Consider the following 16,756-nt stretch of genomic DNA (forward strand, 5'->3'; position numbering starts at 1 on the left):
CCTGCCCCGCGTGGTCAGGCGAACAGCGCGTTGGCCTGTGCGGTGCCCATCGCGCCGATCTGGGTGGTGGTGAAGCCGGCGACCTGCGCGTCCGACAGTGCAGCGATGTCGCTCGTCTCCAGCGCGCCGATCTGGGTGGTGGTGAACGCACCGACCTGCGTGGTGGTGAGGCCGGCGACCTGCGTCGTCGTCAGTGCAACGATCGATGTCGTGGACAGAGCCGCGATCTGGGAGGTGGTCAGCGCGCCGAGCTGGCTCGACCCGATCCCCGCCTGCTGCGTGGTGGTCAATACGCCGATCCCGGTTGTCGTCAGGGCGGCGACCTGCCCGGCGGTCAGCGCGGCGATCTGCGTCGAGGTCAGCGCACCGACCTGCGTGGTGTTTAGAACCGCGATATCGGAGGTCTCGAGCCCGCGGACCTGCGTGACGCCCAGCCCGCCGATCTGCGTCGAGGTCAGCGCGCCGACCTGCGTCGTCGTCAGCGCCGCCACCTGGCTGGAACTCAAGGCCCGCATCTGTGCGGTGCCCAGCCCGCCAAGCTGGGTCGTGGAGAAGGTGCCGATCTGCGTCGTGGTCAAGCCGGCGACCTGCGTGCTGACCAGCGCCGCGAGCTGCGTCGTGGTCAGCGCCCCGGTCTGCGTCGTAGTCAGCGCGCCGAGCTGGTTGCCGGACAGGCCACCGATCTGCGTCGTGGTCAGCACGGCGAGATCGGTCGTCTCCAGCCCCCTGATCTGCGCGGTCCCGAGCCCGCCGAGCGCGGTGCGGGAGAGCCCGCCGATCTGCGTGGTGGTCAACGCCGCGAGGTCGGTCGTTTCAAGCCCCAGAACCTGGGCCAGCGTCAGGGAGGCGATCTGCGTCGTGGACAGGGCGCCGATATGCGTCGTGGTCAGCGCCGCTACCTGAGCGGAGGTGAGCCCGCGCATCTGCGTCGAGCCGAAGGCCGCGACCTGGGCGGTGGTCAGCGCGCCGACCTGGGTCGTGGTCAGCGCCCCCACGGCGGCAGAGGCCAGCCCGGCGATCTGCGTGGTCGTCATCGCCGCGACCTGCGTGGTGCTGAGCGCCGCGACCTGCGTCTTAGTGAAACCACGAAGCTGCGTCGTGGTCAGGGTAGCCAGATCCGTGGTCTCCAGGGCCGTGACCTGCGCTGCCGCCAGCCCGGCGATCTGCGCACTGCCGAGCCCGGCAATCTGCGTGGTGGTCAATGCCGCGATGTCGGTGGTGTCGAAACCGCGAAGCTGCGCCGTTGTCAGCGCCGCCACCTGCGACGAGCCCAGGGCGCCGAGCTGCGTGGTGGTCAACGCGGCGACCTGGGTGGTCGCGAAACCGCGAAGCTGCGTCGTTGTCAGGGCGCCCACCTGTGTCGTCGTCAGCGCACCGACCTGCGTCGTCGTCAGCGACCCGAGCTGAGACGCCCCGAGCCCGCGAAGCTGCGTCGACGTCAGCACGGCGAGATCGGTCGTCTCGAGGCCACGGAGTTGCGTGGTGGTCAGCGCCGCCAGCTGCGTCGTGGACAGCGCACCGACCTGGGTGGTCGTCAGCGCCGCGAGGTCCGAAGTTTCCATCCCGGTGATCTGCGTCGCCCGCAGCCCGGCAACCTGTGTCGTGGTCAGCGCGCCCACCTGGGTGGTCGTCAGCGCCGCGATGCGGCTCGCGGTCAGGCCGCCCAGCGCCGTGGTGCCAATGGCACCCAGCTGTGTCGTGGTCAGTGCCGCCACCTGGGTGGCGGTCAGCCCGCCGAGCTGCGTGGCGGTCAGCGACCCGACCTGCGTCGTGGCCATTGCGCCGACCTGCGTCGTGTTCAGTGCGCCAAGCTGCGTAGCGCCGAGGCCACGGAGCTGCGTGGTGGTCAGTGTCGCGAGGTCGGTCGTCTCCAGCCCGCCAAGCTGCGTGGTGGTGAGCGCCGCCAGCTGCGCCGAGGTCAGCCCCGCCGCCTGCGTCGTCGTCAGCGCGGCGATATCGGTCGTGTCGAGTCCCCGCAGCTGCGCGGCGCTCAGCCCGCCGATCTGCGTGGAGCTCAGCGCGCCGAGCTGGGTGGTGGTCATCGCCGCCACCTGGTTGGAGGCCAATCCGGCGATCTGCGTTGTGGTCAGCGCGCCGAGCTGCGTCGTGGTCAGGGCGCCAAGCTGTGTCGTGCTGAGCCCCCCGAGCTGCGCCGATGAGAGGCCGCGGATCTGCGTCGTCGTCAGGACTGCGAGGTCCGTTGTCTCGAACCCGCGCAGCTGCGTGGTGGTGAAGGCACCGACCTGCGTCGAGGCGAGGGCGGCGATCTGGGTGGTGGTCAGCGCGGCGACGTCGGTGCTCTCCAGCGCCGCGATGCGTGCCGTCGGGAGTGCGGCAAGCTGGGTGGTCGTCAGCGCCGCAACCTGCGTGGTGCTCAGCGCTGCGACCAGGGACGCGGTCAGCCCTTGGATCTGGGTGGTCGTCAGCGTGGCGAGGTCGGTCGTCTCCAGTGCCGCGAGCTGCGTTGTCGAAAGGCCGATGATGTGCGCGAGCGCCATGCCCGCAACCTGCGTCGTCGTCAGCGCGGCAATGTTGGTCGTGCTGAGGCCCGCCATCTGGGCCGTCGTCAGAACGCGGATCTGGCTCGATGCCAGACCGCCCAGCTGTGTCGTCGTCAGCGCCGCGATATGAGCCGAGGACAGGCCGCTCAACTGCAGCGGCAGCATCGAACTGATCTGCGTCGTCGTCAGCGCGCCGAGCTGGGTCGTGGTCAAGGCCCCGAACTGCGTCGGCGCCAGGCCGCGAAGCTGCGTCGTCGTCAGCACGGCGAGATCGGTCGTCTCCAGCGCCCGGACCTGGGTGGTCGTCAGGGCGCGCGCCTGGCTCGAGGCGAGCGCGCCGATCTGGGTGGTGGTCAGGGCGGCGATGTCGGTGCTTTCGAAGCCCGCGATCTGCGGCGCCGTCATCGCCGCGATCTGCGTCGTGGTCAGCGCGCCGACCTGGGTTGTGGTGAGCGCGCGCAGGCTGTTTGCCGCCAGGCCGCGGATCTGCGTGGTGTTCAGGACGGCGAGGTCGGTCGTTTCCATCGCCGCAAGCTGCACCGTGGTCAGCGAGCCAAGCTGCGTGGAGGTCAGCCCCGCCACCTGCGTCGTCGTCAGGGCGGCGATGTCCGTGGTGTCGAAGCCACGAAGCTGCGCCGTGGTCAGGCCGGACACCTGCGTCGAGGTCAGCGCGCCGAGCTGCGTGGTCGTCATCGCCGAGACCTGGGACGAACTGAGCCCGGCAGTCTGGGTCGTGGTCAGGCCGCCAACTTGCGTGGTGGTCAGAACGCCGACCTGCGTGGTCGTCAGCGCCGCCAGCGCGGCGCTGCCGAGGCCGCGAAGCTGCGTTGTGGTCAGCGTGGCGAGATCGGTGGTCTCCAGCGCCCGGACCTGCGTTGTGGTCATTGCACCGAGCTGGCCGCTCGAAAGCGCGCCGATCTGCGTCGTCGTCAGCGCCGCAACGGAGGCGCTGCTCATCGCCGCGACCAGCCGCGTCGGCAGGCCGGCCATCTGGGTCGTGGTCAGCGCACCGATCTGGGTGGTGGTCAGCACCCCCATCTGCGTGGTCGTCAGGCCCTGGAGCTGCGAGGTTGCCAGCGTGGCGAGGTCGGTGGTCTCCAGCGCCTGGACCTGCGCGGAGGTCAGTGCGCCGAACTGGGCGCTGCGCAGGCCGGCGATCTGCGTCGTGGTCAGCGCGGCGATGTCGGTCGTATCGAAGCCGCGCCACTGCGCGGGCGCGAGAGCGCCGATATGCGCCGAGGTCAGGGCCCCGAGCTGCGTCGTGGTAAGCGCCGACAGCTGCGCCGACACCAGCCGGGCCACCTGCGTCGTCGTCATCGACCCGATCTGGGTGGTGGTCAGCGCGCCGAGCTGCGTGGTCGTGAGTGCCCCGACCTGCGCCGAGGACAATCCGCGGAGCTGCGTCGTCGTCAGCACGCCGAGGTCGGTCGATTCCATCGCCCGGACCTGTGCCGTGGTCAGGGATGCGATCTGCGAACTGCCGAGCGCGCCGATCTGGGTGGTCGTCAGCGCCGCGATGTCCGAGGTTTGCAGTCCGGTCATCTGCGTCGCCGCCAGCGCACCGACCTGCGTGGTGGTCAGCGCGCCCACCTGTGTCGTGGTCAGCGCGCCGATCTGCGATGCTGTCAGGGCCCGCACCTGCGTCGTGTTCAGCGCCGCGAGGTCGGTCGTCTCCAGCGCCGCGATCTGCGTCGTGCGCAGCGCGGCGATGTGCGTGGGCCGCAGCGCGGCGACCTGCGTCGTGGTCAGCGCCGCGATCTGGGTGGCCGCCATGCTCGCGATCGCGGCCGTCGTCAGCGCCGCAATGGTCGTCGTGGTCAGGCCCTGGATCTGGGTGGTGTTGAGGGCGGAGATGACGGTCATCGCGGACACTCCCGGCAGGCCGGCGCCCGTGATGGACAACGGCGGCCACCCGCGGGGCGGATGGCGACTTGGTCGCGCGGTCTGGACGTCCTGTCGCCGCGCTGTCCTCACCAGGATGCGAGCGACGATCTTTCCCGAGCGTAAACGCTCAGGCAGTCACGGCTCGCGCAGGCTTTCCCGCACGCCACGGATCAGCGGCAGCAGCAGGTAGGCGAGTACGCTGCGGCTGCCGACATGGATCTCCGCCGTCGCGGTCATGCCCGGCAGGGGCCGCGCATCGGCCGGCAGATTGCGCAGCGCCCCGCCGTCGATGACGACCTGCGCACGATGATGCGGCCCGGGTGGCTCCCCTTCGGCCCGTTGCGGCTGCGAATCCTGCGCTACCGCGCGTAGCGTGCCGGCCAGTGCGCCGTGGCGCTGGAAGGGGAAGGCATCGACCTTGACCACCACCGGATCGCCGGCGCGGGCCTGTCCGATATCGGCCGAACGCAGCACGACCTCCGCGATCAGCGGCGCGCCGGCGGGCACCAGCGTGACCAGCGGCTCGGCTTCCCGCAGCACGGACCCGGCGGAACGGCGCGCTACTTCCAGCACCGTGCCGTCGGCCGGCGCCGTCAGCACGGTCAGCGCCGCGAGGCGCGTCGCCTTGGCGAGCGATTCCTCCACGCGGTCCAGCTCGCCGCGCAGTCGGGCGAGGTCTTCCATGAGCTGCCGTCGCCAGTCCTCCAGGAAGCCCTGCCGTTCGGCGCGCTTCTGCGCCAAAGCGTGGCGGAAGCCTTCCAGCCGGCCGCGGTCCTGATCCCTCTGCTGTTCCGCGGCGATGCGTCGGGTGCGGGCGTCGAGGAAGTGGAGCCGCGACCCGACCTGGCCTTCCAGCAGGCGGGCGCGCAGCGTCTCCACGTCGCGGGCGATCGCGACCTGCTCGGTCAGGGCCGCGTCGCCTTCCTCCAGCGTACGGATGGCAGCTTCCTGCGCGCGCATCTCCTCATCCAGCGCCGTGAGCCGCGCGGCGAGGAAAGCCTGCCGCTGCGTCTGCAACACGGCCTGCAAGGCGGTGTCTCCGTCATGGGCGGGCGGGGCGGCGCGGCCGCCGATCTCCGCCTCGACCCGGGCGCGCTGCGCCAGCAGCACGCGCCGCTGCGCAGCAAGGGCCGCCCGGTCCGCCTCGGCGAAGGTGGGGTCCAGCACCGCCAGCACTTGCCCCTGCCGCACGATGTCGCCGGCCCGCACGCGGATCTCGCGGATCATCGCACGGTCGATCGGCTGCACCACGATGGGCGGCGCATCGGCGGCGAGCCGCCCCTGGCCGGTGATCACCACATCCACCTGCGTGACGGCTGCCAGCCCGACCAGCCCGACGAACAAGGCCGCCACCAGCCAGGTGGTCCAGTTCGATGGTGCGGATATCGGCCTCGCCGAAGCGGATCAGCCCCTCCTGCGGCGCGTGGATGGCCTGGATCAGCCGCGTCACCGTCGTCTTGCCCGAGCCCGACCGGCCGACGACACCGATCACCTGGCCTTGTTCGGCGCTGAAGGAGACGCGGTCGAGCGCTGGCACGACGGCGCCGGGATAGCGGAAACCCACGCCCTCGAAGCGCAGGGCGCCGGTGATGGGCGGGCGGGACAGGCGCTGGCCCGCGCGAACCTCCGGCGCTGCCTTCATCACGGTGCCGAGCATCCGCACCGACAGGGCCGCTTCCTGATATTCGTTGATCAGCGTGACGATCTGCACCAGCGGCCCGGTCACGCGGCCGGACAGCATGGTGAAGGCGACCAGCGCGCCGATCGTCAGGTTGCCATCGAAGACCTGCGTCGCCCCCAGCCCGAGCACGCTGATCTGCATCAGCCGTTCCAGCACGCCCGTCGTGACGCTGCCGGCGGTCGAGATGCGTCCGACGTCCGCATGCGCCCGCACCGCGCCCGCCACCTGCGCGTCCCAGGTGCGGCGGCGGGCGGGTTCCAGCACCAGGGACTTCACCGCGCGCATGTTGTGCAGCGTTTCGACCAGATGCGCCTGCCGCGCGCCCTCCGCGGCATAGAGCGTGTTCAGCCGGTGCCGGAAGGCCGGCACCATGGCGCCGATCACCACCGCGATCGCCGCCGAGAAGCCCAGCACCACCAGCGTCAGCACGCCCGAGTAGACAGCGAGCAGCAGCAGAAGCACCGGCAGCAGTGCCGCATCCAGCATGGTCTGGAACAACCGGCCGGTGAGGAAATGCCGCAGCTTCTCGGTCTGCTGCATGTGGCGGACCAGCACGCCGGCCGGGTGCGTCTCGAAGAAGGACAGCGGCAGGGACAGCAGATGGGAGAAGGTGCGCGACCCGAGCCGCGCATCGACCTTGTTGCTCGCCAGCAGCATCAGCCGCTGGCGCGCATAGGCGAAGAAACCATCGAACACCGTCAGCACGACGAAGATGGCGACGACGACCGTCAGCGTCTGCCAGGCGTGGTGCGGCATCACCTTGTCGATCAGCACCTGGAACAGCAGCGGGATGGCGAAGCCGATCAGGTTCGACAGCAGCGCCGCCACCGCGATGCCGGCGAAGAAGCGCCGATGGCGCGCGATCTCCGGCAGGAACCAGGGCAGGCCGAAGGGGCGCTCGCCACCCTCCGCCGTCGTCGCGCGCCGGCGGCACAGCACCAGCGTGCCCGACCACTCCGCCATGAAGCGGTCGCGGGGGATGAGCTGCACGCCCTCGGATTCCGCTTCCGGATTCAGGACCGCAGCCGCAGGTTCGCCATCCGCGCCCGGGATGACATGCACCAGCACGATCCAGGTTCCATCCCGCCGCAGCGCCAGCGCCGGATAGGCACTGCCGAGTCCGGCCGCCGTATCCCACCCGCGACCCTTCAACGCCCGCGCCTTCAGCCCTAGCCGACGCATGGCAGCCAGCATCGCGGGCAGCAGGTCCGGCCCGCGAGCGTTCGGCAGTTCCTCCGGCGCCACATGCAGTCCGTGATGCGTGGCGAGGAGGAAGAGGCACCGCAATGCCGAGAATTCTGGTGCCAACATCCTGTCCGGCCCGGATCCGCGGGTAGGCTAGCCGCCGCAGCGTTGCGCGACGGTTAAGCCGGTGGGGTGCAATGCCGCGCGTGTTCGGCGATGCTGCCGCCGGAGAAGCAGAGGGGAAGCGGATGGCCGGGCCGGGCCTGCTGCGCCTGGCGCCGGTCGCGCTGGGCACGCTTATCGTGCCGCTGGACAGCGCGGTGAACGTCGCCTTCCCGGCCATGGTCGCCGCCTTCGGCCTGGCGGTGCCCGAGATCCAATGGGTCGTGATCTGCTACGTGCTGACCTATGGCAGCCTGATGCTCGCCGTCGGCCGGCTGGGCGACATCTTCGGCCATGCCCGCGTCTTCCGCTTCGGCCTGGCCTGGAGCGCGGTGTCCTACCTGCTGCTCACCGTCGTGCCCGACTACGGGGCGCTGCTGGCCTCCCGCGTGTTGCAGGGGGTGGGAGCCGCGCTGGTGCTCGGCTGCGGGCCGGCGCTGGCAACCGCGCTGTTCCCCGAGGCGATGCGCGCCCGGGCGCTCGCCGTCTATGCCGCGACGGTCGCGGCCGGCGCGACGATCGGCCCACTGGCCGGCGGCGTGCTGGTCGAGGCCTTCGGCTGGCAGGCGGTCTACTGGTTCCGCGCGCCCTTCGCCCTGGCCGCGCTGCTGCTGTCCGCCCATCTGCCGGCGGCCCCGCGCAACGGGCCACGCGAGCCCTTCGATGCGCCGGGGGCCGTGCTGCTGATCGCAACCGTCGCCACCATCCTGCTGGCGGTCAACCGCGCGCCGTCGGCGGTCGCGCTGCTGCTTGCCGTCGCGGCGGTGGCCTCTGCCGCCGGCTTCGTCTGGCGCAGCCGTCATGCGCCGCGGCCGATCATCGACCTCAGCCTGTTCCGCCGGCCGGGCTTCGCGGCTCTGAACCTCTCCAACGCGGTGGTGACCTTCGCGGGCTTCGCCGTGATGCTGCTCGTGCCCTTCTACCTGGCGCGCATTGCGGGCCTGGAGGCAGGGGTGCTGGGCCTCGTGCTCGCCACCAGCCCGGCGGGCGGCATGCTCGGCTCCTGGCTGGGCGGCAAGGCGGTGATGCGGTTCGGATCGCGCGCCGTGCTGGTCGCCGGCGCGGTACTGAACGCGGCGGGCCTCCTCTGCATCGCGCCGTGGTGCATCGGCACCGCCATGCCATGGCTGGTCGCGGCGCTGGCGGTGCAGGGCATGGGCCTCGGCCTGTTCACCCTGGCCTATACTGACCAAGTGACGGCCACGATGCGGCGGGAGGACCGCGGCGTCGCCGGCAGCCTGACCATGCTGACGCGCACCTTCGGCGTGGTCGGCGCGGCCTCCCTGCTGACGTTGATGCTCGGCGCCACGGAGGCCACGCTGCTGGCGCAGGGGAGGCCGCCCGCCGAGGCCTTCCTCACCGCCTTCGGGCGCGCCTTCCTGCTGGCCGGGGCCCTGCCCCTGCTGGCACTGCCCCTGTTGCTGCGCCGGCGCGGCTGACACGCGGCCTTCCCGCTGGCAGGCTTCTCCGGCGACGGCGTGGGGGATGCAATGGGCTGGCCGGTGCAGGAAGGGGTTTTCGCGCTCGGCGACATGGCGCTGCGCAAGGGTGGCACGTTGCCGGGCGCGCGGATCGTCTGGCGCGCGCATGGCACGCTGTCGCCGGCGCGGGATAATGTCGTGGTGCATCCCACCAGCTATGGCGGCCAGCATCCGGAACTGGAGTGGCTGATCGGGCCCGACGGCATTCTGGACCCGACGCGGTGGTTCATCGTGATCCCGAACATGTTCGGCAACGGTCTGTCCTCCTCCCCCAGCAACACGGCGCCGTGGCCGGCGCTGGTCACGGCGTGGGACAATGTCGCCGCGCAGCGGCGGTTGCTGGCGGAAGTCTTCGGCGTGGAACGCATCCATGCCGTCTATGGCTGGTCGATGGGCGCGCAGCAGGCCTATCACTGGGCGGCGGCGTGCCCCGACGCCGTGCAGCGCATCGTTGTGAATTGCGGCAGCGCACGGACCAGCGTGCACAACCGCGTCTTCCTCAAGGGCATGATGGCGGTGCTGGAGGCGGCGCCGGAATACGACGGCGCCGCGCTGTTCTCCGCGCAGCCGGCGGCGGCGCTGCGCGCGTTTGGCCGGCTTTATGCCGGCTGGGCGCTGAGCCAGGATCTCTATCGCGAGGGGCTGCACCTGACGGCGCTGAAGGCGCCCGACCTCGACACTTTCCTGCGCACGGATTGGGAGGAACGCTTCGCCCGCCGCGCCGCCGCCGACCTGCTGGCGCAGATGCGCTGCTGGGAGGCGGGAGACATCGCCGATGGCGGCGACCTGACCGCGGCGCTGCGCGGCATCGTGGCGCGGGTGCTGCTGATGCCGTCCGAGACCGACCTGTACTTCCGCGTGGCCGACAACGCTGCCGAGCTGCCGCATCTGCGCCACGGCCGGCTGGTGCCGATCCCGTCCATCTGGGGGCACCGCGCGGGTAATCCGGTGGCGAACCCGGCGGATGCGGCGTTCTTGCGGCGGGAGGTCCGGGCGTTCCTGGAGGCGTGAGCGAGGGACGCCCGGCCGTGTCCTCGAAATGAAAAAGGGCTCAGGCGATACCGCCTAAGCCCTTGATCGAATTGGTGGAGCCAATCGGAATCGAACCGACGACCTCTTGAATGCCATTCAAGCGCTCTCCCAACTGAGCTATGGCCCCCCGGGGAAGAGGCGCGCCGTATAACCTTCACACGGCGCCCCTGCAAGGGGGGGTCAACTCCCCCTTTCGGCGCAGCCCGCGTAACGGTAGGGAGAAGGCCTCGGAAGTTCGGAACGGGGAAGTGTCCATGGGCAAGGTCTATCCAGACGCGGCGGCGGCGCTGGCCGGCGTGCTGCGCGACGGCATGGTGATCCATTCCGGCGGCTTCGGCCTCTGCGGCATCCCCGCCTTGCTGATCGAGGCCATCCGGGAATCCGGCGTGAAGGACCTGACCGTCGTGTCCAACAATGCGGGCATCGACGATGCGGGGCTCGGCCTGCTGCTGAAGACGCGGCAGATCCGCAAGATGATCTCCTCCTATGTGGGTGAGAATGCGGAATTCGCCCGCCAGTTCCTCGCCGGCGAGCTCGAGATCGAGTTCAATCCGCAGGGCACGCTGGCCGAGCGCATCCGCGCCGGCGGCGCCGGCATCCCCGCCTTCTTCACCAAGACCGGCGTCGGCACCGAGGTCGCGAAGGGAAAGGAGACCCGCGAGTTCGACGGCGAGACCTATGTCATGGAACGCGGCATCTTCGCCGACCTCGCCATCGTGCACGCGCATACCGGCGACACCGAAGGCAACCTCGCCTATCGGAAGACGGCGCGGAACTTCAACCCGATGATGGCGACCGCTGCGAAGATCACCGTCGCGCAGGTCGAGCACCTGGTGCAGCCGGGCGACATCGACCCGGACCACATCCACACGCCCGGCATCTTCATCAAGCGCATGATCGCCTGCCCCGTGGGCTACGAGAAGCGCATCGAGCAGCGCACCACCCGCAAGCGCACGGCCCCCGCGGCCGCCGGCGCCGAATCCCTGGCCTGAGGAGCACCGGACCATGCCCTGGACCCGCGACGAGATGGCCGCCCGGGCGGCCCGCGAACTGCAGGACGGCTTCTACGTGAACCTCGGCATCGGCATCCCGACGCTGGTGGCGAACCACGTGCCCGCCGGCATGAAGGTGCAGCTGCAATCCGAAAACGGCATGCTCGGCCTCGGTCCCTTTCCCTATGAGGGGGAGGAGGATCCGGACCTGATCAATGCCGGCAAGCAGACCATCACGGCTCTGCCGACCAGCGCGTATTTCAGCAGCGCGGACAGCTTCGGCATGATCCGCGGCGGGCATATCGACCTGTCGATCCTGGGCGCGCTGCAGGTCGCGGCGAATGGCGACCTCGCCAACTGGATGATCCCCGGCAAGATGGTGAAGGGGATGGGCGGCGCGATGGACCTCGTCGCCGGCGTGAAGAAGGTGATCGTGCTGATGGAGCACACCGCCGGTGGCAAGCCGAAGCTGCTGAAGTCCTGTGCCCTGCCGCTGACCGGCGCGCGGGTGGTGGACATGGTGGTCTCGGACCTCGGCGTGTTCGAGATCGCGCGGAAGGGACCGGAACGGCTGGTGCTGACGGAACTCGCGCCGGGGGTCAGCCTCGACGAGATGCGGGAGAAGACGGAGGCGGCGTTCGAGGTTGGGATGAAGGCGGCGGCCTAGATTTGGCCGCCCGTCAAGCTGCGGTGCCGTGACGGCGGGAGCCCGCCGCATCGGCTGGCACATGCAGCGTGAACCGGCCGAGCGCTGCCGGCCAGCCCGTCCCGGACGGTTCAAGCGGTAGGTGCCGTGCCCGGCGGAACGGGATGCTTCCGCGTCGCGTAACCGGCTCAGGCGCCGCCCGGCAGCGCCCTGTACGGTAACGGCGCGAAACGCGTCCCATGCAGCGTGATGTCCTGCCAGACCCCGCCGGTCACATAGGGGTCGGCAGCCATCCAGGCCCGTGCGGCATCATCGGTCGCGTGGCGTGACACGGCGATCGAGCCGCGCATGACGCCGGCCTCGTCCAGGATCGCGCCGCCCACGGCCAGCGTGCCGTCGGCTGCCATGCCGCTGACGCGCTCGATATGCGCCGCCCGCGCCGCGGCGCGCCGTGCGGGCGCCCCGGCATCCGTGCCGTCCATCGCGACCGTCACCGTATGCGTGCGCGTGGCGGCGATCGTCTCGCCCGGCTGCGGCAACGGGCGGTAGGGCAGCGGGGCGATGCGGAACGGGTGCGCCACCCAGCGATCCCAGACGCCGTCGACAGCGAAGGGCTCCTCGGCGAGATACGCGTCCAGCCCGGCCTTGTCCGGCACGTTCAGCAGCATCAGCGAACCGGCGGCCTGCCAGTCCGGCGTGAACAACGGCACGCCGAGGGCAAGACGCCCATCCTGCGCCCACTGAGTGAGGACCGTGAGGTGCCTGTCGCGCGACGCCGCGCGGCGGGACGGGTCCGGCCCGTCCCAGGCGATGATGGCATAGCCCATGATGCGTTCCGCCCTTTGTCCGACCACGCATTCTCGCACGAACCCGACGCCGCGTCAGCCGGAGGGGACGCGGCGTCGCGCGCGGTCAGTACATGTGCTGACCGCCGTTGATCGACAGCGTGGACCCGGTGATGAAGTCCGCATCGTCGGCCGTCAGGAACACCACGCCGCGTGCTATGTCCTGCGCGGTGCCCAGCCGCCCGCGCGGAATGCGCGCGATGATCTTCTCGAGCACGTCGGGCGGCACGGCGCGCACCATCTCGGTATCCACGTAGCCGGGCGCGATGGCGTTCACCGTGATCTGGCCGCGGGCACCTTCCTGCGCCAGCGCCTTGGTGAAGCCGTGGATGCCGGACTTGGCGGCGGCGTAGTTCACCTGCCCGTACTGGCCCGCCTGGCCGTTGATCGACCCGATGTTGACGATGCGGCCGAACTTCTTCGCCGTCATGCCGTCCCACACCAGCTTGCACAGGTTGTAGCAGGACCCGAGGTTGGTATCGATCACCGCGTCCCACATCTCGCGGTTCATCCGCTTCATCGTGCCGTCGCGGGTGATGCCGGCGTTGTTCACCAGGATCTCGATCTGGCCCACATCGGCTTCGATCTGCTTCACCGCCCTGACGCAGGCTTCATAGTCGGACACGTCGAACTTGTAGCAGGGAATGCCGGTGCGCTCGGTGAAGGCCTTGGCCGCCGCGTCGTTGCCGGCATAGGAGGCGACGACCGTGCGCCCCGCGTCCTTCAGTGCCTCGCTGATCGCGGCGCCGATGCCGCGCTGACCTCCGGTGACGAGTGCGACGCGAGCCATGCCTGATCTCCTTCGTGGATGGATGCGCGGATGCCGTATCAATGCTCCGCCGACGCTGCGCAATCCTTGACGTTCATCAAATCGCGTAAGGCCGGGCGACGCCAGGGGGCAGGTGTGCGGTGCGGGATGGCCGGCATCAGCCCGGTGTCGCGCCCGATGCGCGCACCACTGGCGCCCAGGCCGCGATCTCCGCACGCACGAAGGCCTGCGCGTCATTGAGGAACAGGGTCCCCGGCAGCGTCGCCGTCTCGGCATAGCGCCGCGCGATCGTCGGCGTCGCCATCGCCTCGCGGATCGCACCGGCCAGGCGTTCCTGCAGCGCGCGCGGCGTGCCGGCCGGTGCGGCGATCCCGGCCCATCCATCCGCGACGATGTCCGGATATCCGCTCTCGATCAGCGTCGGCACCGTGGGGAAATCGGCGATCCGTTCCCGCGTGGTGAAGGCCAGCGGCCGCAGCGATCCGGCGCGGATATAGGCCGAGGCTGCCGTCAGGCTGTCCATCACCGACGGCACCGTCCCGGCGATCGCATCGGTCGCCGCCTGCGAACCGCCGCGATAGGGGATGTGCTGCAGTTCGAACCCCGCCGCCTGCGCCAGCCGCAGCCCGACGAGATGCGGCACCGACCCGATGCCGCTGGTGGCGTAGGCGACGCCGCCCGGCCGCTTCGCCGCGGCGACGAAATCCGCCACGCTGTGCATCGGTGTCGCCGGGTTCACCAGCAGCAGGTACGGCGTGCCGAGAATCATCGCGATATGCGCGAAGTCCCGATCGGCATCCCAGGTGATGCGGTCGCGATAGAGCGTGTTGCCCACCGCCATGCCGGAAATGGTCGAGATCAGCAGCGTCGTCCGGTCCGGCGCCGCGCGGGCGACCAGCCCGGTCCCGAGCGTCGCCCCGGCACCGGGCCGGTTGTCGACCACGATGGTGGTGCCCAGCCGTCGGCCCGTCTCCTCCGCGATCAGCCGCGCGATGATGTCGGTCGTGCCGCCCGTAGCGAAGGGCACGACCAGCCGTATCGGCCCCGGATAGGCCTGTGCGAAAGCCGGCCGGGCGGCCAGGGCGGGCGCGGCGAGGAAAAGGCGGCGGCGAATCATGGCGGAACGTCCCGATAGCGGAACCATGACGTTAGCCCGATCGCCGCCGTACCGGTCGAGCAATTCGCAGGCAAGGAAGCTGCGCGGACAGCCATGCGCGGCTTGTGTATCGCCCTTCCGCGCGGTGTCTCTCGACAGCATCTTGCGTTGTTGCCGTCGGGCGCGCCGTAGCCTTGGCGCTTGTCGGGCCGGGCTGCTACCGTCCATGCCATGGCAATGCATCGGCGCATCGCGGGACGAATTACGGGCACGGCCGCCTGAGGTCAGCGCCCGGGTGGGCGCATCGGCGGCCGCTTTCGTTCCCCACCCGCCCCCGTGTCCTTGCCGAAAGCCTTCCTGTCATGTCCGATCCTCATCGTCTCGTTCCCGCGTCCTTCGTCGTGCTGGCCGAGGCCTCGCCTGGCCTGCTGACACGGTTGCTGCAGCCGCTCGCCAAGCGCGATCTGGTGCCTGACCGCGTCCGGGCGCATCGCGAGGGCGATGCGATGCGCGTCGAGATCTCGCTCGATTCCATGCCGGCCGGCATGGTGCATCTCATCGCCGGCAATCTGGGCCAGGTCTTCGGCGTGCTGGAGCTGCATGGCGGTGTTGAGGCGTTGCGCGCGGCGTGAAGCCAGGTCGCGCAAGATTTCGTGGCGCGCAGCGGCGGTGGCGGAGAAGATCACTGCCCGCCACGCCAGCGCCTCCGACCGCATGATGATTCGCGCCCTGACCGTCACTGCCCTGCTCGCGCTCTGCCCACTTGCCGTGGACGCGCAGCCACGCGCCCGCGCCCCAGCGCCCGCTCCGGCGCCAGTACCCGAGGTCATCCGCCCGCCGGCTGATGCCGACTGGCGAAGCCTCGCCACGCCCCGTGACGTGGACCGCCTCGCCGCTCTGCCTGCTGCCTGGGCGGAAGCCCTGGAAGGCGCGCGCGCAGGGGGCCAGGTCGCCGCCATCTCCGCGGCCGGCGCGCTTCTCGATTCCCGTCCCGCCGCCGACGCACCACGCCCGCCGGATGGAACCTATCGTTGCCGCGTCCTGCGCTTCGGCGCCGCGGATTCGGACGCGCCCGCTTTCATTGCCCACGCGCCATTCCGCTGCCGCATCCGCGCCGAGGCCGGGACCAGCCTCTTCGAGAAGCTCACCGGCTCACAGCGCATCGCCGGCGCTATCCTGCCCGACAGCCCCACGCGCGCCGTCCTGATCGGCACCGAGGCCTCCGGCGGGGCCTTCCCGGCCTATGGCACCGATGCCGAGCAGGACCGGATCGCCGCGGTCGAGCGGGTGGGGGCGGATCGCTGGCGGTTGGTGTTCCCGCGCCCGACCAACGGCGCGGTTCTCGAGGTGATGGAACTGGTCCGCGCCCGCTGATCAGCCGAAGGCCAGCGCCACCATCACGACGAGCCCGAGGCCGATCCGGTACCAGCCGAAGGGCGTGAAGCCGATTCGACCGATCACCGCCAGCACCGCGCGCACGGTGAAGAAGGCGACGATGAAGGCGGCCACGAACCCCACGCCGATCTGGCCGAAGGCTGAGAAGTCGATGTCGTGCCGCGCCTTGAACAGCGAATAGAAGGTCGCCGCGAACATGGTGGGGATGGCGAGCATGAAGGAGAATTCTGCCGCCGTCCGCCGCTCCACCCCGATCAGCAGCGCCGTGATGATCGTGGCCCCCGACCGCGATGTGCCAGGGATCATCGCCAGCGCCTGCCCGAAGCCGACCAGCAGCGCGGCCAGGGGCCCGATCTCCGGTACCGAGCGGATGGTCGGCTCCGGCCGCGCCCGCTCGATGACGATGATGGCGATGCCGCCCAGGATCAGCGCCACCGCCACCACCCAGGGGGTGAACAGCAGCTCGGTGATGGTCTTGTGCAGCACCGCGCCGATCACGGCCGCCGGCAGGAAGGCCAGCACCAGGTTGATGACATAGAAGCGCTCGGCCCCAGGCCGCCACATGCCGCGCAGCAGGTCCATGATCAGGTGGCGATAGATCACGACGACCGCGAGAATGGCGCCAAGCTGCACGGAGATCTCGAAGGCCTTGCCGGGCGGCCCCTCGAAGCCGATGAGCTCACCGAACAGGATCAGGTGGCCGGTCGAGGAGATCGGCAGGAACTCGGTCAGTCCTTCGACGATGCCCATGAACAAGGCGGAGAACAGGGAACCGAAATCCATCAGGGCCGAATCCGTCTGCGGAGTGATGCGATCTTATGCCGTCGCGGGGATGGCATGAATCGGGCGGGGGGAATGAAATTCACGCCATCCGGACCGCAGGTGCCGGAGTGGGGGGAGGGGGTCTGCCCTCGCCAAGCCTCTCCCCGCCAAAGGCGGAAGGGCCTTTGGAAACCTTGAGCCGGCGCTGGGGCGGCGCGGCGCAGGCGATGCGGCGCGACCTTTGTGCCCAGCACTAGGTCGAGGTTTGCAAAGGCCTTTCGGCCTTTGCTGGGGTGAGGTCCGGAGAGGGGCGACGCCCCTTTCC

The 16,756-nt window shown here is 70.3% G+C and carries 12 protein-coding genes, 1 tRNA gene and 1 pseudogene; 6 read left to right on the forward strand and 8 right to left on the reverse strand.

The features are described 5' to 3' along the window. Positions 1-14: 14 nt before the first annotated feature. From GXW78_RS22835 to GXW78_RS28130, 3 genes and pseudogenes are all read right to left on the reverse strand, one after another. Positions 15-4,364: a beta strand repeat-containing protein gene (locus tag GXW78_RS22835; protein WP_211871239.1), complete on the reverse strand. Its 4,350-nt coding sequence runs from the start codon at positions 4,362-4,364 to the stop codon at positions 15-17. 156 nt (positions 4,365-4,520) lie between these two features. Further along, positions 4,521-5,738 (reverse strand): HlyD family type I secretion periplasmic adaptor subunit, encoded by a 1,218-nt coding sequence (locus GXW78_RS28125; RefSeq protein WP_338147822.1) that lies wholly within the window; start codon positions 5,736-5,738, stop codon positions 4,521-4,523. Positions 5,739-5,757: 19 nt separating this feature from the next. Next, positions 5,758-7,377 (reverse strand): annotated as a pseudogene (locus GXW78_RS28130) (peptidase domain-containing ABC transporter); the annotation flags it as partial. A 71-nt stretch (positions 7,378-7,448) separates the two neighbouring features. Between GXW78_RS28130 and GXW78_RS22845 the strand changes: the two are divergent. Next, positions 7,449-8,852 (forward strand): MFS transporter, encoded by a 1,404-nt coding sequence (locus GXW78_RS22845; protein WP_211871214.1) that lies wholly within the window; start codon positions 7,449-7,451, stop codon positions 8,850-8,852. A 39-nt stretch (positions 8,853-8,891) separates the two neighbouring features. Next, on the forward strand, positions 8,892-9,905 hold the full coding sequence (locus GXW78_RS22850) for an alpha/beta fold hydrolase (protein ID WP_338147823.1): 1,014 nt from the start codon (positions 8,892-8,894) through the stop codon (positions 9,903-9,905). A gap of 72 nt (positions 9,906-9,977) precedes the next feature. On the opposite strand, the gene GXW78_RS22855 is transcribed toward GXW78_RS22850, so the two are convergent. Further along, positions 9,978-10,053, reverse strand: a tRNA-Ala gene (locus tag GXW78_RS22855). A 127-nt stretch (positions 10,054-10,180) separates the two neighbouring features. Between GXW78_RS22855 and GXW78_RS22860 the strand changes: the two genes are divergently transcribed. Both GXW78_RS22860 and GXW78_RS22865 read left to right on the forward strand, forming a co-directional pair. Next, positions 10,181-10,918, forward strand: coding sequence for a CoA transferase subunit A (locus tag GXW78_RS22860; RefSeq protein WP_211871215.1), 738 nt, complete (start codon positions 10,181-10,183; stop codon positions 10,916-10,918). A gap of 13 nt (positions 10,919-10,931) precedes the next feature. Next, entirely contained in the window at positions 10,932-11,585 is a 654-nt protein-coding gene (locus GXW78_RS22865; RefSeq protein WP_211871216.1) for a CoA transferase subunit B, read from the forward strand. 167 nt (positions 11,586-11,752) lie between these two features. Here GXW78_RS22865 and GXW78_RS22870 read toward each other — a convergent pair whose 3' ends face one another. From GXW78_RS22870 to GXW78_RS22880, 3 genes are all read right to left on the reverse strand, one after another. Continuing rightward, positions 11,753-12,391: a YciI family protein gene (locus tag GXW78_RS22870; RefSeq protein WP_211871217.1), complete on the reverse strand. Its 639-nt coding sequence runs from the start codon at positions 12,389-12,391 to the stop codon at positions 11,753-11,755. A gap of 85 nt (positions 12,392-12,476) precedes the next feature. Continuing rightward, a complete protein-coding gene (phbB, locus tag GXW78_RS22875) occupies positions 12,477-13,199 on the reverse strand; it encodes an acetoacetyl-CoA reductase (RefSeq protein ID WP_211871218.1) in 723 nt (240 codons plus the stop codon). A gap of 136 nt (positions 13,200-13,335) precedes the next feature. Beyond that, complete coding sequence (locus tag GXW78_RS22880; protein WP_246522548.1) at positions 13,336-14,295, reverse strand: Bug family tripartite tricarboxylate transporter substrate binding protein; 960 nt, start codon at positions 14,293-14,295, stop codon at positions 13,336-13,338. Between the two features lie 341 nt (positions 14,296-14,636). Here GXW78_RS22880 and GXW78_RS22885 point away from each other — a divergent pair, with 341 nt between their 5' ends. Both GXW78_RS22885 and GXW78_RS22890 read left to right on the forward strand, forming a co-directional pair. Then, a complete protein-coding gene (locus GXW78_RS22885) occupies positions 14,637-14,906 on the forward strand; it encodes a hypothetical protein (protein WP_211871220.1) in 270 nt (89 codons plus the stop codon). Positions 14,907-14,988: 82 nt separating this feature from the next. After that, the gene (locus tag GXW78_RS22890; protein ID WP_211871221.1) at positions 14,989-15,648 is read left to right on the forward strand and encodes a DUF4893 domain-containing protein; all 660 of its coding nucleotides are present in this window, start codon (positions 14,989-14,991) and stop codon (positions 15,646-15,648) included. Here GXW78_RS22890 and GXW78_RS22895 read toward each other — a convergent pair whose 3' ends face one another. Further along, positions 15,649-16,452 (reverse strand): undecaprenyl-diphosphate phosphatase, encoded by an 804-nt coding sequence (locus GXW78_RS22895; RefSeq protein WP_211871222.1) that lies wholly within the window; start codon positions 16,450-16,452, stop codon positions 15,649-15,651. It abuts the gene before it with no gap. Positions 16,453-16,756 lie beyond the last annotated feature (304 nt).

The organism is Neoroseomonas terrae (assembly GCF_018129025.1).
Taxonomy (GTDB): Bacteria; Pseudomonadota; Alphaproteobacteria; order Acetobacterales; family Acetobacteraceae; genus Neoroseomonas; species Neoroseomonas terrae.